We start from the raw sequence: 22,074 nt of genomic DNA on the forward strand, positions 1-22,074 counted from the left end.
TGCAGTTATTTTCCTGTCCTGAGGAGAGGGCACTCCTGCACAATGTTAGTTTAAGTCTTTTTAAAATCTATTATAACAGCGCCAACCGGCCTGTTCGCTTGCAAACAATAGGTATGGAACCATTGCAGTCATCATCAGAACGAGAACTTTATGAATCAGGTGCTTTTACAGTTTTTGGAAACCGGGTAAAGCAGGGCCTGTACGAGGCTGTTGCACTTTCGCCCACCTCTATGGTATCTAATTACCAGAGCCCTGCCAACGACAGGCACAGCCGCGGAATTAGTTTTAAATTTAGCCTGAACGGTAAAGACAATGAGTTGCCGGTAGGTATCAATCATTTTGTGGTGCTGTACCCCGAGCGTGGAAAAGCAGAAAGCCCGCTGATTACCTTTGGCCAAACCTATACCGATACGAAACCAGTACCAAAAGATGATTTTCTGGAACCTAATACCGCTTTTCGCATCAGGCTGGATATGCGGCCAGTATTGCAGCAGTTCGAAGATCATGGATTTTATACCGATTATGCCGGAAACAGGGTGTACAGGCAGGACTTCAGCGGCGTATATGTAGCAGGCGATGCCGAACCCCTGAGCTGGGATTTTGAAAATTTACCTGCCCGTGAAGGTGCACAGCTGACAGACCATGACGGGAATGGTATTTACGAGATCACCATTATTTTAAACCAGTATAATCCCGCAGACTTTACAGCAAATCACTGGGAACTAGAGGAAGATATATCTAAATACCCGCAGTTTTCTTCAAATCTGCCCCTCATCGACGCCCTTTATAACTTATCCCTGGAAGAAATAAATCTTGATACGGAGAGCGACGGTACCTTCCGCACAGGCAAGGAATGGGAAGGGGTGTGGACACGTGATATCAGCTACAGCATTGTGCTGGCCCTGGCGGCCATAGAGCCGGAAATCTCCAGGAACAGCCTTATGGCAAAGGTTCGGGATGGCCGTATTATTCAGGATACAGGTACCGGCGGCTCCTGGCCTGTTTCTACCGACCGCACCACCTGGGCCCTGGCCGCCTGGGAGGTGTATGCAGTAACAGGCGATGAGGGCTGGCTGAGGGAGTCTTACGAGATTATTAGAAAGACTGTAGAAGAAGATCTGCTGGTAGCCTCTAATGGGCAAACAGGCTTGTTTAAAGGAGAGTCGAGCTTTTTAGACTGGCGCATTCAGAGTTACCCGCGCTGGATGGGACCTGTTGCTATTTACATAAGTGAAAGCCTGGGGACCAATGTTGTGCATTTTGAAACATACCAGATCCTGGCCCGCATGGGGCAAAGGTTGGGAGAGCCTACAGAGCGCTGGCAACACCTGGCACAACGGATAAAGCAAGGGATAAACGAACGGCTGTGGCAGCCCGAAAGGGGCTTTTATGGTCAGTTTCTGTATGGCAATGCCCACCTGGTGCAATCGCCGCGTGCAGAGGCCCTGGGGGAGGCGCTTAGCGTGCTGTACGGGGTTGCAGATCAGCAGCAGTCAGCCTCTATTGTAAGCCGGATGCCGCTTACAAAATTTGGCGCTACCTCTATCTATCCGCAAATACCCGATGTGCCCCCTTATCACAACCAGGGAATTTGGCCGTTTGTGCAGGCCTACTGGAACTGGGCAGCTGCAGCACTTAAAAACGAGCCGGCACTTTTGCATGGCTTGGGGGCCCTGTACAGGGCAACAGCGCTCTTTCTTACTAATAAGGAAAATCTTGTAGCCAACAGCGGTGACTATAAAGGCACCGAAATAAACTCCGACCGCCAGTTGTGGAGTGTGGCAGGGACCTTAGCCATGGTGTACAGGATTTTTTACGGTATGCACTTTGAACCGGAGGGCATACGCTTAAACCCGGTGGTACCGCAGGCATATGCCGACAGCCGCAGGCTTAGCAACTTTCGTTACAGGAATGCGGTGCTCACGCTCGAGATTTCCGGCTGGGGTACCCAGGTTGCTGAGGTGCTCCTTGATGGAGAACGCCTGCAGGAGGCGCTGATACCTGCAAACCTGCAGGGCGAACACCAGGTGGAGATACGGCTGGCTAACAACAGCTTCGAGAACCAAGCCTTTAGTCTTGTAGCCAACCACACTTCCCTGGCTACGCCAGAGGTGCAGGTGAATCAGCAAAGTCTGGAATGGGAGCCTGTAGAAGGGGCTGTAGCATACCAGGTGTGGTGCAATGGCGCGTTATTGCAGGAGGTAAGCAGTAACCGTTTCGAACTTCAGGCCCCTTTGGATGTGTATGCAGAATATATGGTGGCTGCCGTAGATGCTGCCGGATGGCCTTCTTTCCATAGCGAGCCCCTTAGCTTGGTTTCTCACGACCGCCTGCTGATTATTGAGGCTGAGCAGATCGTTACTCCGGCAGATCTTTCTTATGAGGGGTACAATGGTAAGGGATTTATAGAGCTTAGTAAAACAGCCAATACCTACCTAAGCTTTAATGTAGAGGCTCCGGCGGCGGGTGAATATTTGGTCGATGTGCACTTCAGTAATGGCAGCGGGCCTGTTAATACAGATAATAAAGCGGCAATCCGGAGCTTGTATGTAGAAGATACCTATGCAGGCCCCCTGGTGATGCCACAGCTGGGAAAGGAAGAGTGGTCGAACTGGGCCTTTAGCAACCCTTTGGGGGTAAGGCTGAGGCAGGGCTCAAACCAGCTGCACATACGCTTTATGCCCTGGAACGAAAACATGAATGGAGCAGTAAACAGGGCTATGCTGGATTTTGTAAGGCTCATTCGATTATAGGCCCCACAGCTTTGGCAGAGCAACAGGGTACAGGCCCGGGTTGTGCCTAAGCATGCTGCAATGCGCTTGCAGCTGCATACAGTACAAAAAACGAAAGCCGGCACAAACTGTGCCGGCTTTCGTTTTTGATTATCATTTGGCAGTGATCGTGTTTTGTTCACTTAGCCAAGCCTGCAACTGCTCAATTACTGTTTGCAGGCAACTAATAAAATTCTCAACGCTCTTCCATCCATCGGGGGTCTGCATTTCGCTAAGCTCTATTTGCTCCAGTTTACGCACACTTTGTTTCTGGCATCGAATATCAAAGAGATCGATGCTTGGTTTCAGGCGGTGGGCCACTTCGCGCAGGCTTGCTGCCTCACCCTGTTCAAGGCAGTCATGCAGCGTAATGAGCTGGTCACTGCAGGTTTTAACAAACAGATTTACCATCCGTTCTACAAAAGCCGGGTTATTGTTGCTCTGCTGGTAAAGTTTATGCAGGCTGTAAAGCTGCCCCGAAGCTTTTACAATATCAGCAGAAGCCGCTGCAGGAGCCGTTTTAGCTGGAGTTACTTCATCGGCACAGGTATTTTTGGCCTGGCTTATGTACTTCATAACTGTCTGGAAGAGATCTTCGGGCTCAAACGGCTTGCTAACGTAGTCGTTCATGCCGGCTTCTACCACCTTTTGCCTGATGCCGGGCAGTGCGTTGGCAGTTAAGGCAATGATTGGCAGGTCTGTAAGCCCCAGTTCTTCCCGTACATATTGTGTTGCTTCTATGCCATCCATTTCTGGCATGTGCAGGTCCATCAGCACAACATCGTAGTTGTTTTCTTTTATTTTGCTAACTGCCTGCAGTCCGTTTTCTGCCACATCGGGGTGTATACCCCAAATCTCAAAAAACTGAACCAGTACCAGCATGTTCAGGGGGTTATCTTCTACCAGTAGTACAGAAGCCTTTTGCAGGTCTTGCCGGGGAGCAGTTTTTTCTGTCTGTTGGGGCAGGGCTGGCAGTTTCTCATCTGCCAGGTCAAAGGCCAGGTCAAAGCTAAAGGTGCTGCCCTTGCCCGGACTGCTCTCTACCTCAATTTTACTCTCCAGTAAATCCAGCAGACGTTTGATGATGGCAAGGCCTAAACCGGTGCCACCGTATTGCTGCTTATTTCTTTCGTGCACCTGAGTAAAGGCTTCAAATATGCTGCTTAGCGATTCCGGGTGTATGCCAATGCCTGTATCACTAACCCGGAACCTAAGCACTGCACTGTTGCCGGCCTTTTTCAGTAAGTTAATGGAAAGCGCTACCTTGCCCTGGTGGGTGAATTTTACGGCATTATCCAACAGGTTGTTCAGGATCTGGGTAAGGCGGGTGGAGTCACCAATAATGCTTGCAGGCACCTCCTCGTCTATATTCAGGTCCAGGGCTACTCCTTTTTCATCTGCCTTCAGGCTAAGCGATTTTTGCAGGCTGTGGCAAAGCTTTCGCAGGTCGAAGGAAGCTTTTTCAATGGTTATTTTGCCAGATTCAATTTTGTTGAAATCAAGAATATCGTTTATGAGCGACAGCAGGTTTTCACCTGAAAACTTAAGCATGCGCAGGTTTTCTTCCTGGTCGGGGCGGGGCTGCTGCCGAATGAGCAGGTGCGAAATACCCAGCATGGCATTAAGGGGCGTTCTGATCTCGTGGCTCATTACAGAAAGAAACTGCGCCTTAGCCATAGAGGCTTTTTCTGCAAGTTCCTTAGCCTTGATAAGCTTATCCTTGATAATCTGCTGTTCGGTTACATCGGTAAGGGTACCGCTAAGTCCCTCGGCCTGCCCCCATTTACCTTCTATCAGGCGGGCAAACACTTCTACATAGCGAATGCTGCCATCTTTTATGCGAATACGCATTACCTGGCGGCAAAAATCTATTTTATGCTCAAAGAGCAGCACCTGTAAAGCCCGGAACTCGTTCTGATCTTCGGGAAGCAGGTAGCTGGTAAGGCTCATGCCCAGGCTTTCATCAGGGCTGTAGCCGGTAATTTCCTGCCAGGCAGGGTTCAGAAAGCTGATCTCGCTCTGCGAGTCAGTTTGAAAAATTACTTCGGTGAGGTTGTCTACCAGGCTGCGGTAGCGCTCTTCGCTCTGCAATACTTTGTACTCGGCCTGCTGGCGCTCAAAGATGTTGCCTATCAGGTTGGCAAAGGTTCTGAGTAGCTCTACATCGGCAGACTCCCACTGGCGGTGCTGTGCGCAATCATCAAAGCCTACAAAACCCCGGAGTTCATCCTGCACATAAAAAGGCATGATCATGAGTGACTTCACGCCCTTCTTGCTAAGTAAACTTTGAACAACAGGAGCAATGCTGCTAAGGTCTGAGGCAACAATGCCTTGCTTTTTCAAGGTTCTCTGAAAAGTCTGCAGGGCAGAATAGGGAACATTCTGCAAAGTTTCTATCAGTGGAGCCACTCCCGGTTTGCACCACTCAAAGGTGTTGGAGGCAAAAACACCATCTGAAGAATTCTCAAAAACATATACCCTGGAAACACCGGAGTGCTTGCCAATAATGCCTATAGCTTCCTGTATGGGCTGCTCAAAATCTTCGGCTACAGAATTGAACATAAATGAAATCCTGGAGAGGATTTTCATCTGGTCCATGCTGGTAAGGAGCTTCCGTTCTGCTTCTATGCGTTGGGTAAGATCGGTAATGGCTCCAACCATTCTCACAAGCTCTCCCTGCTCATTGCGCAGCATTACACACCTGCACATCATGTGCCGCCAGTTTCCGTTCCGGTGCTTTATCCTGAACTCATAGCTAAGTTTGTGCTTGGGCACTGCAGGGCTGTTGATAAACAGCTGCTCCAGGTTCTTGCTATCTGCCGGGTCAACAAAACGGGTAAAGTTGTCAAAGGTGTTTTCCAGCTCATCATCTTCAAACCCGATGAGTGATTTCCACTGGGGGGATAAATAAACGCTGCCACTCACCATGTCCCAGTCCCAGATGCCATCGTTCATGCCCTGCAGGGCAAGCTGGAAGCGCTCCTCGCTTTCGCGGAGCTGCTTTTCGGTAAGTCGTAGTTCGGTTACATCCAGCGAGGTACCTACGATGCGGTTTGGCACACCCTTAACCGTTTCGGTTTTAACCGTAGTGTATAAGTGGCGTAAGCTACCGTCTGCTCTGATGATGCGCTGCTCAAACTGGGCATAGCCGGTGTCCATGGCCTGGGTCAGGCCCAATTGTGTATTGAAAAGATCGTCGGGATGTACAAACTTAAAAAAATCTCCGCCATCGGGCTCCTTTTCAGCAAGATCAATTCCAAGCTGCCGGTAAAGCTGCGGAGACCAGCTAAAGGTGTTGTCCTTCAGGTTAAATTCCCAGCGGCCCAGGTTCCCAAGCTCCTGGGCTTCCAGCAGGGCTGCCTGGCTTTTATGGATAGACTCCTGGGCCTGCTTTTGGGCGCTGATATCCCTTGCCAGGATGTTAATATATCCATACTGCTCAACGGCGCTGAACTGTACAGACCAGTTGCGGCCACCTAAATCAAATTCTGCTATGTGAGAATTACTTTCTAAAATGGCTTTATCTATGGCTTCTTCGAAAATGGCAGGATATGGAGAACCTTCCTCCATGGCCAGGTATGGCCCCCAGTGCTGCTTGTATGCGCTGTTGGTATAGGTAATAATGCCAAAGCGGCTAATGCGCATTACCGGATCGGGAATTTCCTCGGGTAAGCGGGCCAGTATTTCGCTTTCTTCAATGCGGCTGTGTACTTCCTGTTCCAGCTGCTTGTTCAGCCTCAGAAGTTTTTGGTTAGAGGCATGAAGCTCAGCAACTTTTTGCTCAACGAGCTCCTCAGCTGCTTTCCGTGCCTGCTGCTCTCTCTCCAATGCTTTTTTTAATTCTTCCAGTTCGCTCATCCTTATTCTTCTTCTCTACCAGAAAAGCCCTTTACTGCCACTGCTTACCAGGCCTGTACGCATATTTTTCACAACCTTGTTATTAGCATGCCTGCCACTACATCCTGCTCCAAGCCTGTCCGGCTTTTACGCTCAACCGATGCCTGGCTGTCTATTCTGAAATGCCTGGCTAAAGGCATTCTGCACAATCGATTTTACGCCAATTTGATGAACTGCTCTGTTAAATTAACCCCTGCAGCTTTTTCAGCATCAATGAATAATTTTACGAACAGGGGCTCACGCGCCCGAAATAACATATAGATGTTTTGTTAAAGTTCGGTAAAATCGCAGGAAAATACAAATTATAACTGGTTCTCCTGCAACAGGCGATAGATGGTCGATTTGCCAACCTGCAGCTTTTTAGCTACCAGTAATACGTTTTGATCATAACGATCGAGGTAGCGGCGTATGATGCGGTTAGTATATTCTTTTAGCGAAAGTTCTTCAGTTAAAAGCGCATCCAGGGGGGAGGAGTGCATTTGCTGAATATGTTCACTTTCAAGGGTGTTGCTGTCTGTCATAACACAGGCCAGTTCAACCACGGCCTTTAACTCCCGTACATTTCCGGGCCATGCGTATGCCATCAGCTTGCGCTGTGCATCAGGGCTTAAGCTAATGGGCTCCAGCCCGTTTTCCCGGCAATAGTTTTTAATGAAATGTTTCGCCAGCAGAAGAATATCTGTGTTACGTTCGCGCAGTGGCGGCAACTGTATGGGTAGGCCCAGCAGCCTGTAGTACAGGTCTTCTCTGAAACGCCCTGCCCGAACCTCCTCACCAAGGTTTTTGTGGGTTGCTACCAGCAGGCGTACATCAACAGAAACCGGCTTGTTGCTGCCAACGCGCTTGATCTCCATTTCCTGCAGTGCCCGCAGTAGCTTAGACTGCATGGCAATGTCCATATCAGCAATCTCGTCGAGAAAGAGAGAGCCGCCATGGGCCTCCTCGAACAAGCCAATTCTGCGGGCCTCAGCTCCGGTAAAAGATCCCTTTTCATGCCCGAACAGCTCACTTTCTATCAGGTCTTTGGGGATTGCAGAAATATTAACAGCCACAAATGGCTTACCGCTGCGTGCAGAGTTGTAATGAATGGCTTTGGCCACCAGTTCTTTACCGGTCCCCGTTTCGCCACTAATGGAAACCGTTATTTTGCTTTTTGCAGCTTTTTCAATGATAGAAAAAGTTTTACGGATAGCAGGGCTGCTACCTACAATCGACCTGTCGATGCTGTATTTTCTGCCTACCTCTTCCTGCAGGTTGTGAATGGTTTTCTGCAGTCCTTCCTGGTGGCGCAGGTTGGTAAGGCTGATCCAGAGCCGCTCGCGGGTGTCGTCGTCTTTAACAATATAATCTGTGGCCCCCATCTTCAGCAGGCTAATTGCCGTTTGTATATCTTCCTGCCCGGAGATGATGATTACCCGCACATCTGGGTTGGTAACCTTAATCTTTTTCAGTACTTCTTCGCCGCTTAAATCGGGTAGGGAGTAGTCCAGGCAAACAACGCTTGGGTTCAGGTACAGGTTGTTCAGGCACTCGCGGCCAGTGCCCCACTGGAGTACCTCATCTTCGGAATTTTGCGACAAGTGATACGCCAGCAACTCAGCATAAAACGGATCATCTTCTACTATGAATATGCGCATATTCCCAAAGATACAAAATTTCCAGATTTGGGAATGGCTTTAAGATTCGCCGCGGGGCGGATAATTCTCATCAATGATGTAATCAAAGGTCTGGAGCATGTCCTGTATGTTGGGGCGGCCAAACGGCATACTTTGCACAATTATGCTGTAAAGGGTGCTGTCGGGTTTTACAATCAGTACGGCAGGTTCAAAAAACAGCTCGGGCTCATGCAGTTTAATGCCCCTGGAAATGTACAGTCCGAGCTGTCTGGCTCTCTCTACTGGATAATCGTAGCCAATGGGCAAACGGCCGGTGCGCCATTCTGTTTGCGACTGCAGGGCTTTTTCTCTTGTATTAGAGCTTATGGCTATAACATTGATACCCCGGGCCTCAAATTCGCTTAGGTGTGTGCTTAGGCTGTTGAGGTAAAAGCGGCAAACAGGGCAGTGATGCCCCCTGTAAAAAATAATAAGGGTAAACTGCCGGGGTTTTTGAAGGTGGAGGTCCCAGGTGCCGCCGCTTAAGAGGGGAATAGTAATGTTAGGAACTAACTGATTGGGCTTCAGCATGTAGATCGCTTGTTTTCTTGTTGAAAAATGGGTTTAAGCTTGTGCTTTTTTATTTTTTTACGTAATTTTCTTCTACAGAGATGATTGGAGACGGCCAGGCCGTTGGAGGGGAGTCCGCGACTACCGTTGGCACCCACTCGCCAATTTACCAAGGGCTGCTTTAGGCGGCCCTTGGTGTGTTAAGGGCTTTGCTTATTATATAAACCTTGTTATATAAACGGTGTGGGCAGGCTGTTAAAAAGTGTTTCCTGCAGCTGGCCTTCTTCCTCTTTTTCCCTGTAGCGTATTAGCGCACATTCTTTTTGCTTTGCCTCCAGCATAACATCAAAATCCTGCCCGTAGTCTGGTATTTCATGCTCTATGAAATCGGCATGTGCGCGTATCAGTTTCTTTTCTGTGAAAGATTTAGGCTCTGAGTAGTGCACAACCGGCAGAATGCCGGCAGGCCAGGTGCCGGTGGCAATGAGAATTGCTTCCTCTTCGCTCAATCCACCCGAGTGGCAGTAGTGGTGGTGAAAATCGAATACCAGCGGTATACCAATAGGCTTATGAATGCCGGCATATAAATCGCCGGTATGGAACATGCTGCCCTTATCGTCATTTTCTACCGTAAGGCGGGATTGGGTGCCGGCAGAGAGCTTCTCAAAGTTCCTGCAGAAGTTATCCATAGCCTTTTGCTTGTCGCCCTGCAGTGTGGTGCCTATGTGTATGTTGATCTTGTTGAATGGAGTCCGGCTAAGACCCATCAGGTCCATGATCTGGCTGTGCTGGTTCAGCTCTTTGATGGTTTTATTTACTACCTGCTCATTTTCCGAGGCCAGCACATTAAAAGGTCCGGGATGATAGGTAAGGCGCTGGTCGTACTCTGCTGCCAGCTGGCCAATATTTTTCAGCTGTGCATAGATCTTTTCAAACTGCGGAAGCTCTTCAATTTCATATTCGCTCATCCAGGGAAACATATCGCTGCTAAGACGATAGAAGCCGATGGCGTGCTGGTGATTCCAGCTGATAACTTTGCTGAGATCTTCCAGATTCTGTATGATGAGCTCACTGGCATAAGCGGCTCCTTTTTCCAGAAAAGTTTTACGCACCATGCCCCGGTTAACAGAAAATTTTTTATTCGAAAGAGTCTGGTTAAGGCATGCATAGCCTATTCTGTTGATCATAATATTTGATAATCAGAGGGTTAAGTTGTGCTGGTGGCCACTTAAAAAAGATATTAATTTTTTACCGGGCTGGCGTAACCTTTCCCTGTGTGCAGGAGTATACTATAACGTGTTTCATGGATGGCAAACTAGGTTGCTCCCATAAAACAACTTTTTAAGCTTAACCGATTTTTTTAGCAATAGTTATTTTGCTTTATTTTTTAAACAATATTTTTTCAACGAAAGCAACAGATTTTTTTATTTAGATATGATGTGTTTAGTAGTGTGCGTTGGTTACTAAATGCAAAGCTTTTTGGACTTTTAAGCCTCTCTCCCCTCGGGTTAGAGGCTTTTTTTTTGCCTTTATTTTTAATGAGGCGCGCTTTTGCCTGCGATCAGTAAATAAGAATAATGTTGTAAACCATCGCTCCCCGGGAAGGTTAAGAAAGTACAGTTTTTAAATTTTTAGCTATGAAACGAGATATGGAGCGTACGGTAGGCAAACACGATCCGCTTGCCATTGCACTTAAGAAAATCACATACGGTTTTTATATTTTAACAACACGCCAGGATGGTGAAAAGCTAAGCCAGCGTGCAGAAGATTATTATGCGGCTGGCCTGGTGAGCTGGGTAACCCAATGCTCTTTTGATCCGCCAATGATTTCTGTTGCGGTGCAAAAACAGAGCGACCTGAATGAGACCATTTCAAAAAGCAGGGTGTTTGCCCTGAATATATTGGGAAAAGCAGATTTACCCATGATCAGTCCTTTCTCAAAAAAAACAGCCGTAGAGCCCGGCAGGCTAAACGGCTTTGCTTTTGAAGAAGGAGAGAAAACAGGGGTGCCTGTTTTTAAATCAGTACCGGCTTATCTGGAGTGCCGTGTAAAGGAAATTATTCATTCCGAGGCAGACCATGTTATTTTTATGGCAGAAGTAGTGAACGTTGAGGTGCTTAACCCCGATGCCGAGCCACTTATTGAATGGGAAACCGAATACCACTACGGAGGATAGTTTTAACCCTCCATGCGGTTGAGCATGCGTTTCAGTAAGCGGTCAAGTACTATTAGCAGCACAATTGCCACCGAAAAGGCGCCAATGGTTGGCAGGGTTGCCGGAGAGCTGCCCAGCCAGCTAAGGCTGCTGTCGAGCCATTGCTGCATGGTAAGGTACCAGCCCGATGAAGACTGGCCACTGCCTTTCAGGTTATAGAGCAGCAAAGCCAGTACCACCAGCAGGCCAGCCAGCGAAGCAGCAATTCCTGGAGAAAGCAGCGGTTTCTTCAGGGCCTCAGACAGAGGACTGTGCTGTGGCAGGTTTTGCATAATGAAATCAGAGAAGCCCTCAGGGGCTTCTTTTTTGCTGTCTTGCCAGAACTGGCGTAGCATATCGTCGGGAAGCTGTTTCATAAGGCTTCTTTTGCTTCTTGGTTTAGTATAGAACTAAGAACGTTGTAAAGTTTTTTCCGTGCCCGGTGCATGCGCACTTTTACGGTGTTTTTATCCAGGCCGCTGATCTCAGCCGTTTCATCCATCGATACTTCTTCTAAGTAGTATAACGAAAGCAGCAGGCGGTCGTTTTCATCAAGCTTTGCCAGGGCCAGGTGCAGGAATTTACTTCTTTCTTCCTGGCTCATGTTATCGGGCTGGCTATCGCCGGTCTGTTCGTCAGATGCAACATAACGGGCATCCTCCAGGGGTTCGGCGCGTTTTTTACGCCTGGCTTTTCCCAGTGCCATGTTAGAGGCAATGCGGTAGAGCCAGGTAGAAAACTTACTGTCTTCCCTAAAGCTGCCCAGCACCTGGTAAACCTTTATGAATGTTTCCTGGGCTGCATCTTTGGCCTCATCCTCATCCAGCAGTATTTTATAGCAAAGGTTGTACACCATGTCCTGGTAACGCTCTACCAGGGCACGATATGCTTCGGCCTTTCCGGCCTTTACCATCCGTATGAGGAGATCATCAGTCATTCGTACCCCTTTGATGCAACAACTGCAGTGCCGGTTACAGAAACTTACAAATATTTTCGAACAGCTCTATTGCTTCAGTAAAATAAACAGGCAACCGGGGAGTCTGTACCTCCTGTGCCAGTCTTTCTACTTTTTGGTAGCAAAGCCCACAGGCAATGTATCTCATTTGCTTGGCGGGCTTAGCTTATAACCAGCCCGGGCTGAGCTACTTTCCGGTCCTGGCTACTGTGTACAGCGCTGTTTTGCTCCCGCAGATCGTCGATGCTGAGTATGTATACAAAGGCCTGAACTTTATATATGGCACACATCCGGACCATAACCTCTCGCTGGTATCTGGTGTGGGTACAGACTCTAAAGCAGTTGCCTACGGTAACAACCGGGCCGACTTTTCCTTTATTGCCGGTGGTATTGTACCGGGTATTCTTATCCTGGCACCCGATTTTCCCGAAAACAACGAGGAATGGCCATTCTTCTGGGGCGAAAACGAATATGTGATCAATGTGGGTGCCAGCTATATTTTTCTGGTGAATGCTGCCAATGAGCTGCTAAACAGCAGTACGGCAGCAGGCACTCCCGCCAAAATGCCTGCTAAAGTTAAAGGATCGAGATAATTATTCGGAATTTTAAAAAATATTTTTTTGAGCCTGTAACCGGCCCTTTTGTTCAAGCATCAAATGGGCAAATAACACTTAAACTAAATAGCCATGCAAGTTGAAATTATAGTTCCCGTTACACTCTTTGTGTCGATAGCAGTAGTGCTTTATACGCTTATCCAGGCCCGTAACAGGGAGCGGATGGCTATGATCGAAAAAGGCTACGATGCCAGCCTGCTGGAGGGTAACCCACATAACCGTACCGGTAAATTTGGTGCGCTTAAAGTAGGGATTGTTGCCATTGGTATAGGTCTTGGTTTTCTGGTGGCCAGTATCCTGGAGGCATCTACCAGAATTGACAGCGATGTTGCCTACTTCTCCATGATCTCACTTTTTGGTGGTGTTGGGCTGATTGTGTATTACCTGCTGGTAAAAAATAAAGACTGATATAAATCCAAAGCTTTCTTCTCTGCTGCAAACATTCGGGCAGGCTATCTGAGTTGTATCAGGAGCCTGCCCATTTTTAATTATGAAGCAACCCATTATTCTGGCGCTCGATGACGATGAACAAGTTTTGCGCGCAGTTGTGCGCGATCTTCGCAAGCGTTATGGCAAAGATTACAGGATCATCAGTACCGAATCTGCCGGCGAGGCGCTGGAGGCTCTTGAAGATATAAAGAAAAAAAAAGGCACCATAGCACTTTTTGTAGTAGACCAGCGCATGCCGGAAATGCTGGGGGTCGATTTCCTCAAAAAAGCACTACCGAAATTTCCCGCAGCAAAGCGGGTGCTGCTTACTGCTTACTCCGATACCGAAGCGGCCATTAAGGCAATCAACGAAGTAAAGCTCGACTATTATTTTGTGAAGCCCTGGGATCCGCCGGAAGAAAAGCTGTACCCGGTGCTCGATGGCCTGCTCGAAGACTGGCAGGCTAATTACCGGCCACCTTACCAGGGGCTCCAGATAATAGGCTACCAGTTTTCGCCAAAATCGCATGAGCTGAAAGATTTCCTGGCGGGTAACCTGGTGCCCTATAAATGGCTGGACGCAGAAAATAGCAAAAGAGCAAAGCAGCTGATAGAGGAGCATGGCTGTGGTAGTCAGCAGCTGCCGCTGGTTGTTTTTGAAGATGGCAGCGGCCTGTGCAATCCAGATCCTAAAGAGGTTGCAAAAAAAATTGGTCTTCAGCTGCAGCCTACCGCTAACCTGTATGATGTGGTGATCATTGGCGGTGGCCCCGCCGGGCTGGCGGCATCTGTTTATGGTGCCTCCGAAGGATTGCGCACCCTGCTGATAGAAAAAAGAGCCCCTGGCGGCCAGGCAGGCACCAGCAGCCGTATAGAAAATTACCTTGGCTTCCCCAATGGTTTAAGCGGATCGGAACTGACCAGAAGAGCAGTATCGCAGGCTACACGTTTTGGTACTGAAATACTGGCTCCACAGGAGGTGGCCGAAATTAAGGTGCAGGAGGGGGGCTATAAAGTATTAACCCTTTCTGATGGCAGCGAGGTGAAAACCCGTAGTGTTATTATTACAACCGGTGTTGATTATAGAAAGCTGAAGGTTGACGGGCTGGAGCAATATAATGGGGCGGGCGTTTATTACGGAGCAGCCATGACCGAAGCCAACTCCTGCAGCCAGCGCAGGGTTTTTATTGTGGGTGGTGGCAATTCTGCAGGCCAGGCAGCTGTTTACCTCTCCAGGTTTGCCAGTGAGGTGGTTATTCTTATCCGCAATGAGTCGCTTACGGAGAGCATGTCGCAGTATCTTATAGATCAGCTCGATGAGCTGAAAAATGTAGAGGTATGGCCTCATACAGAAGTGCTGGGAGCAATAGGCGAAGAAAGGCTGGACAAGCTTCGCCTGCACAACAGCGAGAGCGGAGAAGAGTGGGAGGTAGATGCCGAAGCGCTATTCGTGTTTATAGGGGCCAGTCCCTACACTCATTGGCTGCCCATCAACATCATCAAAAACGACGAAGGTTATATTGAAACCGGTGCAGACCTGAAGCGCTACAGCGATTACAGCAAGTTCTGGAAGGCCGACCGGGACCCTTACCTGCTGGAAACCTGCAGCCCGGGCATTTTTGCAGCAGGCGATGTAAGGGCCGGCGCCATGAACCGGATAGCCTCTGCTGTGGGCGAGGGAGCCATGGCCATCAAATTTGTGCACCAGTATTTAAGTGAACATTAAGGGGGTACACCAAACCGGCACGCTTTTCGTTGTGTAAGTTAATGTTGCATCTGCAGCAGTAGTTGTGGGGCTGTGCTTTCGGTACCAGGTATCGGATGGCCCGCACAGCCTGCAGCGCTTTACACATTAATTTTTTAAGTGCAGGTTTTATGAAAAAGATAGTGTTATATGTGGCGGCTTGCCTGTTTGGTATTTCTACGCTGCAGGCACAGGTAGGGCAGGTGTTTCCCGACTTAAAAGGAGAAACAGCAGAAGGTAAAACCCTGCAGCTGCCCGCTGCTGCCAAAGGAAAGTATACGCTCCTGGGGCTGGCCTTTTCTACCAGGAGCGAGCAGGCCCTGCAGAGCTGGTTTGAGCCGGTTTATACCCGATTTATGGCTGATAAAAGTAATGCCGGCCTTTTTGCAGATTTTGCCTACGATGTAAATGTATACTTTGTGCCCATGTTTACCGGTGCCAACAAAGTAGCAGCGGGCCCTGCCCGTAAAAGAATGGTGAGAGAGGTAGATGCCGATCTACACAAGCACGTGCTGATTTATGTAGGTGAGCTGGATCCCTACGAGAGCAGGCTGGGCCTCGCCAATAAGGATGAACCTTATTTCTTTGTGCTGGACGAAAACGGCAAGATCGTTTATACTACCCGTGGTGCGTATTCAGAGAAAAAGATGGACCAGGTAGAAGACATTCTGAGTGAAGATGATTGGTAATAAAAATCAATTTCAGAATTTAGTGTTCTTAAACTATTTCTGAAGGAAAAAGCAATGAAGAAGATTGTGTTAGGTTTTGTGCTGTGCATGCTCAGCATTGTAGGAGCGCAGGCACAGGTTGGTCAGCAGTTTCCGGTGCTCGAAGGAGAAACCGCAGAAGGCGAAGCAATGGTACTGCCCGAAAGTGTAGAGGGAAAATATACCCTGCTGGGGCTGGCCTTCTCGAAAAAGAGCGATGATGCCCTGAAAACATGGTTTCAGCCTGTGTACAGCCAGTTTATCAGGAAGCCCTCCAGCGAAGGCCTTTTTGCAGATTTTGGCTACGATGTTAATGTATACTTTGTGCCCATGTTTACCGGCGTAAATAAAGTGGCTGCAGGCCCTGCCCGTAAAAAAACTTTAAAAAATGTTGACGCCGAACTGCACCCACACATACTTTTTTATGTTGGGGAACTGGCAACCTACCGCGACCAGCTGGGGCTGAAAGAAAAAGATGAGCCTTACTTTTTCGTGCTCGATAAAGAAGGTAAGATCGTATATGCCACCTCTGGTGCCTATACCAGGAAAAAGATGGAGCAGGTAGAAAACATCTTAAGTAAAGAAGAATAGCAAAAAATAAATTTAAAGCTGATAAAGCTGTTTGTGAGAGAAAGCATATGAAGGGAAGATTTGTAAAAGCATTATTAGTAGCAGTGCTGGTATTATCGGGCTTTATGGCCAATGCGCAAAACCAGCGCCCGTTAGATCCGCAGAAGTTCAATGCAGCCCTGCTCGAAGAGCTGATTGTGCAAAGAATAGACAGCCTCAGAAAAGCGCATAAGAAAGCATCTTTTGGTAACGATGCTATCCTTAAAAAAGCCGCGGCAGATCATGCAGCTTACTTGGCTAAAAAAGGAGAGCTCTCCCACTTCCAGGAGAAGGGCAAGCGGCACAATCCGCAAGACAGGGTGCTCTATTATGGTGGCAAGGGGTATTATGCCGGCGAAAATGTGGCAGAACACCCGGTACAGGTGCTCCTGCATAAAATTAAAGGCCAGCGGTTCGATAAGGTTACTACCTACGAGCAGTCTGCCGAGCTGTTTGTGCTGCAGTGGGCTACCTCAAAGCCGCATATGGAAAACCTGATGCGCGATAATTTCGATCTGACTGGTGTTGCTGTTTCTATGGATAAGAAGAGCGGGCGAATCTATGCTGTACAGGTGTTTTCTCCCAAGCCGCAGGCGCAGTAAAAAGTATTGATAGCAGCACTGAAAAAAATCCCCTGCCGATTGCTAAATTGGCAGGGGATTTTTGTAGTAAGGCGGGCGGGCCCTTTGTTAATATTTCTTTAGAAATACATACCAAAAAAGAAAAAGCTATACTTCCTGCCAAAGGCATTCCGTATAGCTTTCCTCTCTCTCCTCAACCAAAGATTTTTATATCCCTTGATCTAATAGCTATAACGCAAAGCATTTACTGAGGTTCCTATTAGTTGTAAAAATTTTTAATATTTTTTTATATTACCTAAATTATAGGTATACCGTTAACTTTCTTATTGTACTATTCCTTAAAAACAATGATAAACAAACCCTTCAAAGTTTTTGCCACAAGTTCTGCATTACAGCTGGGAAGTACCATTGCCACTGAGCTTGGCCAGGAGCTTGGCGATTTTCATTCAGAGACTTTCTCCGATGGCGAAAAGTTTGTAAGTTTTGGGGAGAGCATTCGGGGCAGACTGGTATTTATCGTTTCGCAGATAAACATGCCTTACGAAAACCTGTTTGAGCTTTTCCTGGCTATTGATGCTGCCCGTCGTTCTTCTGCCGAGCAGGTAATTGCGGTACTGCCTTATTTGCCCCATAGCCGGCAGGAGCGCAAGGGTAATTCAAGAACGGCTATTGCCTCCCGCCTGGTGGCAGACCTTATGCAGCAATCGGGTGCCGACAGGGTAATTACGCTCGATCTTCATTCAGGATCCATAGAAGGCTTTTTTAAAATACCGGTAGATCACTTATTTATGAGCCAGATCTATATCAGGCATATCCAGGACCTTGGTTTGCCTAATCTTTGCCTTTGCAGTCCTGATTTTGGCGGCCTAAAACGCATCAAGCTCTACAAGCAGGCCCTTAACTGCGATATGGCTGTAATACATAAAGAGCGCCTTAAGCCTAACCAGGTAAGCCACATGGAAATTATCGGCGATGTGGCAGATAAGCACGTGGTGCTGATCGACGACCTGATCGATACAGCGGGTACTATCTGCACTGCTGCCGACCTGTTAATGGAGCAGGGTGCTGCATCCGTAAGAGCGTATTGTACGCATGGCATATTCAGTGGCAGTGCCCTGCAGCGCATCGAAGCATCCGCGCTGGAGCGGGTGTATGTGAGCGACTCTGTAAACTATGTGCAGCAGGATGGCAAAATAGAAGTGGTAAGTTGTGGCCACCTGATCGCCCAGGCCATCAAGCGACTGCTTGAAAACGGCAGCCTCATGGAAATAGCCAACCATGGTATATAGATCCTGATGGCGAACAGGTTTGTTAAGAGGGAGGGGCAGGCCTTAACAGCAAGGCCTACTCTCCGAAAATTCTGCTTACATAAGCCATCAGGTACTCTTTGTCGGGGCGCCAGTTAAATTCTCTTTGCCCGATTTTCAGTTCTTCTTCTGTTGGGGTGAGGGTGTATACAAAAACAAATTGGCCCCGCCCATCCTGCCAGCCGTTAAATTGCCCAAAGCGCTGGTCGTTAACCAGCAGGGCGGCGCTGCCGGCAGTGTCTTTTTCTACAGTATAGTAGCCTTTGGTTACATATAAGAGCTTTTGCAGCTCGTTACTTTCCAGGTAGGGCTGCAGTAATTCCTTTTGCTGGGGCAGGTAGGTGAAATCAACCTTTTTGTCCCTATCAAGAATTGAGTAAAAGCCATTGTAAAACCCACTTTCTGCCTGGGCTGTACCAGACCAGAATAAAATGTTAAAGGGTGTGGCCTTGGTAATCATACCTTCTACCTCAACACCCTGTGCCTGCAGATTCTTGCGGAAAACACCATCAGCAACCTGCTGAAACACCAGTGATAGCCCCAGGTAAGCGGTGCTGATGCACAGGCTCCACCAAAGCAGGCTGCGCCTTTGCCTGCTTTCTTTCGGGTAAAAAGCAGCAATAGCTAGCAAGATCAGGAAGGGCAGGGTGTAGAGCGGATCAATCACGAAAATATTGTAGAAAGCTACGCCATAGCTGCTGAAGGGCCAGAAAAGCTGTGTGCCCCAGGAGGTAAAACTATCGAGCAGGGCATGGGTGGTAAAGCCCAGGAAAAACAGCCAGAACCACTGCCACCAGCTGGCCCTGCCCTGCCATCGGTAGAGCAGTGAGGCCAGTAGTGGTGAAGCTACAGTTGCAAACAGCAGGCTGTGGGTTAAGCTGCGGTGAAAGGTGAGTTCGCCAACCGTATCCAGAAAAGGATTGGCCAGTACATCCAGATCGGGAATAGTGCCCGCTATGGCTCCCCAGAGCAGCGCCCTGTTGCCCAGCTGTTTTCCGGCCACAGCTTCTCCAACAGCGGCACCCAGTACAATTTGAGTTAATGAATCCAAGGAGATTTATTAGATATAAAGAGTCAGGGTATGAACTAGTGCAAGGGCCATTGCTTAAGGGCTGATAGCCTCATTAACAGGGATAGTATGCTGCATAATCAGCGCACTAGCCACCGCGGCAACCAGTCGCATTAAGGGTTTGGCACATTATTCAAGATTCTTATCCAGCAGGTAGAGCAGGGAAGTCATGGCGGCTGCGCCCAGTTCCAGTTCCCGCTTGTTTACCTTCTCAAAGGTGTCTTCTGCCGTGTGGTGAATATCAAAATATCGCTGTGTATCCGGGCGGTAGCCAATAAGGATAGTGCCTTGTGGCTTTAGCGGGCTTATGTCTGCTCCGCTCCCGCCGGCACCAAACTCATTTACCTGGTATTTCTTGAAAAGAGGGGCTAGTGCTTCAATGGCTGCAACTGCCTCCTGTGTGGCATCAACAGTAAAGCCTATTGGTGTAAAGCCGCCATTGTCCGATTCCATGGCTGCTATATGTTTTTCTCCTTTGCGGGCAGCCTCTTCTGCATACTTCCTGCCACCGCGCAGCCCGTTTTCTTCATTCATGAACAATACTGCCCTGATGGTGTGGCGGGGCTGGTACCCTAAAGCTTTAAGAATACGCAATGCTTCGATAGACTGTACAACACCGGTGCCGTCGTCGTGGGCACCTTCGCCAACATCCCAGGAGTCGAGGTGGCCGCCAATGGTAATGATTTTATCTGCTTGTTCGCTGCCCCGTATTTCGCCTATTACATTATAAGACCGGGCATCGGGCAGGGTTCGGCTGTGTGTTTCAATGTAAACATTTTGTGTTTTTCCGCTCTTCAGCTTTTTGCTAAGCATTTCGGCATCCAGTGTGCTGATGGCCAGGGCGGGAATAGGCTTAACGCCCGCCTCAAATATGGTAGTGCCGGTATGGGGTACATGGTCCAGGGCAGTAGTGAGAGAACGTACCAAAGCGCCCACCGCTCCTAATTTTGCGGCTATTGAGGGGCCGTGGGTGCGGTAGGGCGATGCTTCGCCATAGGCCTGGCCGGTTTTAATGAGCGATGGATTCATAGGGAAGTTGTAAAATACAATTTTACCCTCTACTCCCTGGCGGCCTAATTGCTCCAGTTCGTCAAAATTATTGACCATCACAACAGGGGCAGTAACTCCCTTGGGGCCTGTGCCGGCACTGCTGCCCAATGCTAAGGCCTGCAGTTTCAGGCTTTTATCTTTGCCGCTGCCCAATAGTGTAACCTTCTCTGCTTTGCCGCGCTCCCAGTGCGGAACTGTTACTTCTTGTAGCCAGACCGTGTCGAACCGGAGCTCCTGCATTACCTGCTGCCCCCAGTCTACAGCCTTTTGGGCACCGGCAGAACCGCTCAAACGATGGCCAACATTTTTGGTTAGTTGCCTTAATAACTCATAGCTTTTTCCATGTACCAGTGCTGTATCGTACACCTGCCGGATGAATTGTTCTTCTTCTGTTTGGGCCAGTGTGGTGCCGGGTGTGAGTGCTGTTGCTATGAGAAGCACAGGGGCAAATAAAAATGGGCTTTTTCTAAGAAAATTCAAGACTTTATGTTTCATTTAAAAGATAATTTTGTAATATTCGTGACAGTTGAATGTCTTAGGAGAGGGATGATTATTGTGAGCATCCATTCCATGCCAGCCGAAAGAAAGCAATTTTTGGATAATTTTCCACTATCCGTATCGTTCCAGAAGGATAAGAGGCTAAGCATTAAGCGCTTGTTTTTTTTGTGTGTTAATTGTGATTGAACAAATTTGAGAATATATTGCATGAATTATGCAACAAACTTCTCTGGTTTGAGTATTTGAATATATAATTATACTTAATACGGTGTATGGTGACCTATTTTTTATGAACGAGGAGATTGTGTATATAAATAATATGAGTTCGCCACGCGATATTTTGCTGGTGAGCCAGGCACTTGAGCATTTAGGGCTTCGGGTGAAAGAAATTGAAATAGGCGCCGCCGCTTATATGAATCCTGAAGAGGTTGAAAGGGGCACTATCAGTAGAGCGCTTGAGAATATAGGCTATGCTCTTATCGACCCCGAGGCTAAACTTTTTGCAGAACGGATCAGAAGTTTAATATCATCTTTTATCGATGAAATGCTTCGCAGGCCCCAGCATATGTCGCTGGAAGAGTTCCTGGAGCAGGAATGCAAAGAAAGCTTTGGCTTTATATGCCAGCGTTTTCAGACCATAAGCGGCCAGCGCTTACGCATCTATTACAAAAGAATGCGGATTGAACGCGTAAAAATACTCCTGAACCATTCCACCCTCACGTTGCAGGAAATAGCAAGGAAGCTTGATTTTAAAAGTGGTAAGAATTTGTCACGTACTTTCAAAGAAGTAACAGGTCAGCCAATTTCTGCTTATACAAAGCGACAGTTGGTAACAAGCATGCAGAAGATAGTATGATGCGTACTGGTGGAGTGTTGTTAGTGCTGTTTGTGCTTTTAGCTGCCAGTGCGTGTAATGAAAATAAACCAGTAGAAGAGCAGAGGGTTGTAGTGATGGAAGAACCTGCTCCGGCTGTTGATTCGGTGCAGCTGCAAATAGCTGCATACGAAAGTCAGTTAAACGAGGCAGAAGAAGATATTGGAAAAACGATACGCCAGCTTAACCGCCTGAGCGCACAATTGCAGGATAGTATAGATGGTACCAGGGTACCTCCGCAGATACAGGAAGAAACAATTGATAATTACCGCAACAGGCTCCATGAAGTTAAGCAGGTACAGGCTGCACTGTTGCAATGGCAGCAAAGAGAGTTGGCTCCGGCCAATGATTCGCTCACTACAGTAGAGCGGAAAGAGTTCCTGGAAAAACAGCTTCAGCAGCTGGAGCAGCTTATGCGGGAAACCAGGTATGTGCGCCAGGAAGCAAATGAGGCCATGCAGGAGTCTGATGGCGAAGAGTACTAGGCTTCAATATAAAGTATTTACAGTGTTGATAATGCAGAAGCAGCTTCTATCCGATGATAGAAGCTGCTTCTTTTTTTAGTACAACACATCTTTGGTGCAGCAGGTAATTGTACTTACTGCCTGT

The 22,074-nt window shown here is 48.1% G+C and carries 19 protein-coding genes; 11 read left to right on the forward strand and 8 right to left on the reverse strand.

What is annotated here, in order from left to right; genetic code table 11:
* Positions 1-113 precede the first annotated feature (113 nt).
* Positions 114-2,753 carry a glycogen debranching protein gene (locus KWJ01_RS23445; RefSeq protein ID WP_224999559.1) on the forward strand — a complete coding sequence of 880 codons (2,640 nt, stop codon included), beginning with the start codon at positions 114-116 and terminating at the stop codon, positions 2,751-2,753.
* 132 nt (positions 2,754-2,885) lie between these two features.
* On the opposite strand, the gene KWJ01_RS23450 is transcribed toward KWJ01_RS23445, so the two are convergent.
* From KWJ01_RS23450 to uvsE, 4 genes are all read right to left on the reverse strand, one after another.
* Positions 2,886-6,629: a PAS domain S-box protein gene (locus tag KWJ01_RS23450; protein ID WP_224999560.1), complete on the reverse strand. Its 3,744-nt coding sequence runs from the start codon at positions 6,627-6,629 to the stop codon at positions 2,886-2,888.
* A gap of 341 nt (positions 6,630-6,970) precedes the next feature.
* Complete coding sequence (locus KWJ01_RS23455; protein WP_224999561.1) at positions 6,971-8,305, reverse strand: sigma-54 dependent transcriptional regulator; 1,335 nt, start codon at positions 8,303-8,305, stop codon at positions 6,971-6,973.
* A gap of 39 nt (positions 8,306-8,344) precedes the next feature.
* Positions 8,345-8,854: a peroxiredoxin-like family protein gene (locus KWJ01_RS23460; RefSeq protein ID WP_224999562.1), complete on the reverse strand. Its 510-nt coding sequence runs from the start codon at positions 8,852-8,854 to the stop codon at positions 8,345-8,347.
* Positions 8,855-9,063: 209 nt separating this feature from the next.
* Entirely contained in the window at positions 9,064-10,020 is a 957-nt protein-coding gene (gene uvsE, locus KWJ01_RS23465) for a UV DNA damage repair endonuclease UvsE (protein ID WP_224999563.1), read from the reverse strand.
* Positions 10,021-10,470: 450 nt separating this feature from the next.
* Here uvsE and KWJ01_RS23470 point away from each other — a divergent pair, with 450 nt between their 5' ends.
* The gene (locus KWJ01_RS23470; protein ID WP_224999564.1) at positions 10,471-11,010 is read left to right on the forward strand and encodes a flavin reductase family protein; all 540 of its coding nucleotides are present in this window, start codon (positions 10,471-10,473) and stop codon (positions 11,008-11,010) included.
* A 2-nt stretch (positions 11,011-11,012) separates the two neighbouring features.
* On the opposite strand, the gene KWJ01_RS23475 is transcribed toward KWJ01_RS23470, so the two are convergent.
* Both KWJ01_RS23475 and KWJ01_RS23480 read right to left on the reverse strand, forming a co-directional pair.
* Positions 11,013-11,405 (reverse strand): DUF5056 domain-containing protein, encoded by a 393-nt coding sequence (locus KWJ01_RS23475; protein ID WP_224999565.1) that lies wholly within the window; start codon positions 11,403-11,405, stop codon positions 11,013-11,015.
* The gene (locus KWJ01_RS23480) at positions 11,402-11,965 is read right to left on the reverse strand and encodes an RNA polymerase sigma factor (protein WP_224999566.1); all 564 of its coding nucleotides are present in this window, start codon (positions 11,963-11,965) and stop codon (positions 11,402-11,404) included. Before KWJ01_RS23480 ends, KWJ01_RS23475 begins: the two co-directional genes overlap by 4 nt.
* A gap of 155 nt (positions 11,966-12,120) precedes the next feature.
* Between KWJ01_RS23480 and KWJ01_RS23485 the strand changes: the two genes are divergently transcribed.
* The 7 genes from KWJ01_RS23485 to KWJ01_RS23515 all read left to right on the forward strand — a co-directional run bounded on the left by KWJ01_RS23485 (position 12,121) and on the right by KWJ01_RS23515 (position 17,956).
* Positions 12,121-12,576: a hypothetical protein gene (locus KWJ01_RS23485; protein WP_224999567.1), complete on the forward strand. Its 456-nt coding sequence runs from the start codon at positions 12,121-12,123 to the stop codon at positions 12,574-12,576.
* A 93-nt stretch (positions 12,577-12,669) separates the two neighbouring features.
* Positions 12,670-13,005: a DUF6249 domain-containing protein gene (locus KWJ01_RS23490; RefSeq protein ID WP_224999568.1), complete on the forward strand. Its 336-nt coding sequence runs from the start codon at positions 12,670-12,672 to the stop codon at positions 13,003-13,005.
* 82 nt (positions 13,006-13,087) lie between these two features.
* Positions 13,088-14,752, forward strand: coding sequence for an FAD-dependent oxidoreductase (locus KWJ01_RS23495; RefSeq protein ID WP_224999569.1), 1,665 nt, complete (start codon positions 13,088-13,090; stop codon positions 14,750-14,752).
* Between the two features lie 149 nt (positions 14,753-14,901).
* Complete coding sequence (locus tag KWJ01_RS23500; protein ID WP_224999570.1) at positions 14,902-15,459, forward strand: hypothetical protein; 558 nt, start codon at positions 14,902-14,904, stop codon at positions 15,457-15,459.
* A gap of 54 nt (positions 15,460-15,513) precedes the next feature.
* Complete coding sequence (locus tag KWJ01_RS23505) at positions 15,514-16,068, forward strand: hypothetical protein (RefSeq protein WP_224999571.1); 555 nt, start codon at positions 15,514-15,516, stop codon at positions 16,066-16,068.
* A gap of 47 nt (positions 16,069-16,115) precedes the next feature.
* Entirely contained in the window at positions 16,116-16,688 is a 573-nt protein-coding gene (locus tag KWJ01_RS23510; protein WP_224999572.1) for a CAP domain-containing protein, read from the forward strand.
* Positions 16,689-17,014: 326 nt separating this feature from the next.
* On the forward strand, positions 17,015-17,956 hold the full coding sequence (locus tag KWJ01_RS23515; protein ID WP_224999573.1) for a ribose-phosphate pyrophosphokinase: 942 nt from the start codon (positions 17,015-17,017) through the stop codon (positions 17,954-17,956).
* Positions 17,957-18,011: 55 nt separating this feature from the next.
* On the opposite strand, the gene KWJ01_RS23520 is transcribed toward KWJ01_RS23515, so the two are convergent.
* Together KWJ01_RS23520 and KWJ01_RS23525 are read right to left on the reverse strand one after the other, a co-directional pair.
* The gene (locus KWJ01_RS23520) at positions 18,012-19,025 is read right to left on the reverse strand and encodes a metal-dependent hydrolase (protein WP_224999574.1); all 1,014 of its coding nucleotides are present in this window, start codon (positions 19,023-19,025) and stop codon (positions 18,012-18,014) included.
* A 147-nt stretch (positions 19,026-19,172) separates the two neighbouring features.
* Positions 19,173-20,534 carry a M20/M25/M40 family metallo-hydrolase gene (locus KWJ01_RS23525; RefSeq protein WP_224999575.1) on the reverse strand — a complete coding sequence of 454 codons (1,362 nt, stop codon included), beginning with the start codon at positions 20,532-20,534 and terminating at the stop codon, positions 19,173-19,175.
* Positions 20,535-20,880: 346 nt separating this feature from the next.
* Here KWJ01_RS23525 and KWJ01_RS23530 point away from each other — a divergent pair, with 346 nt between their 5' ends.
* Both KWJ01_RS23530 and KWJ01_RS23535 read left to right on the forward strand, forming a co-directional pair.
* Entirely contained in the window at positions 20,881-21,447 is a 567-nt protein-coding gene (locus tag KWJ01_RS23530) for a helix-turn-helix domain-containing protein (protein WP_224999576.1), read from the forward strand.
* On the forward strand, positions 21,444-21,950 hold the full coding sequence (locus tag KWJ01_RS23535; RefSeq protein WP_224999577.1) for a hypothetical protein: 507 nt from the start codon (positions 21,444-21,446) through the stop codon (positions 21,948-21,950). The genes KWJ01_RS23530 and KWJ01_RS23535 overlap by 4 nt, the downstream gene beginning before the upstream one ends.
* Positions 21,951-22,074 lie beyond the last annotated feature (124 nt).

It is taken from the genome of Cesiribacter sp. SM1 (assembly GCF_020178975.1).
Taxonomy (GTDB): Bacteria; Bacteroidota; Bacteroidia; order Cytophagales; family Cyclobacteriaceae; genus Cesiribacter.

Coding starts and splice junctions, on each gene's coding strand:
- KWJ01_RS23485 (WP_224999567.1), top strand. CDS start 12,121: ATGTATCTCATTTGCTTGGCGGGCTTAGCTTATAACCAGCCCGGGCTG.
- KWJ01_RS23515 (WP_224999573.1), top strand. CDS start 17,015: ATGATAAACAAACCCTTCAAAGTTTTTGCCACAAGTTCTGCATTACAG.
- KWJ01_RS23470 (WP_224999564.1), top strand. CDS start 10,471: ATGAAACGAGATATGGAGCGTACGGTAGGCAAACACGATCCGCTTGCC.
- KWJ01_RS23510 (WP_224999572.1), top strand. CDS start 16,116: ATGAAGGGAAGATTTGTAAAAGCATTATTAGTAGCAGTGCTGGTATTA.
- KWJ01_RS23455 (WP_224999561.1), bottom strand. CDS start 8,305: ATGCGCATATTCATAGTAGAAGATGATCCGTTTTATGCTGAGTTGCTG.
- KWJ01_RS23500 (WP_224999570.1), top strand. CDS start 14,902: ATGAAAAAGATAGTGTTATATGTGGCGGCTTGCCTGTTTGGTATTTCT.
- KWJ01_RS23460 (WP_224999562.1), bottom strand. CDS start 8,854: ATGCTGAAGCCCAATCAGTTAGTTCCTAACATTACTATTCCCCTCTTA.
- uvsE (WP_224999563.1), bottom strand. CDS start 10,020: ATGATCAACAGAATAGGCTATGCATGCCTTAACCAGACTCTTTCGAAT.
- KWJ01_RS23490 (WP_224999568.1), top strand. CDS start 12,670: ATGCAAGTTGAAATTATAGTTCCCGTTACACTCTTTGTGTCGATAGCA.
- KWJ01_RS23475 (WP_224999565.1), bottom strand. CDS start 11,405: ATGAAACAGCTTCCCGACGATATGCTACGCCAGTTCTGGCAAGACAGC.
- KWJ01_RS23530 (WP_224999576.1), top strand. CDS start 20,881: ATGAACGAGGAGATTGTGTATATAAATAATATGAGTTCGCCACGCGAT.
- KWJ01_RS23495 (WP_224999569.1), top strand. CDS start 13,088: ATGAAGCAACCCATTATTCTGGCGCTCGATGACGATGAACAAGTTTTG.
- KWJ01_RS23505 (WP_224999571.1), top strand. CDS start 15,514: ATGAAGAAGATTGTGTTAGGTTTTGTGCTGTGCATGCTCAGCATTGTA.
- KWJ01_RS23535 (WP_224999577.1), top strand. CDS start 21,444: ATGATGCGTACTGGTGGAGTGTTGTTAGTGCTGTTTGTGCTTTTAGCT.
- KWJ01_RS23480 (WP_224999566.1), bottom strand. CDS start 11,965: ATGACTGATGATCTCCTCATACGGATGGTAAAGGCCGGAAAGGCCGAA.
- KWJ01_RS23445 (WP_224999559.1), top strand. CDS start 114: ATGGAACCATTGCAGTCATCATCAGAACGAGAACTTTATGAATCAGGT.
- KWJ01_RS23450 (WP_224999560.1), bottom strand. CDS start 6,629: ATGAGCGAACTGGAAGAATTAAAAAAAGCATTGGAGAGAGAGCAGCAG.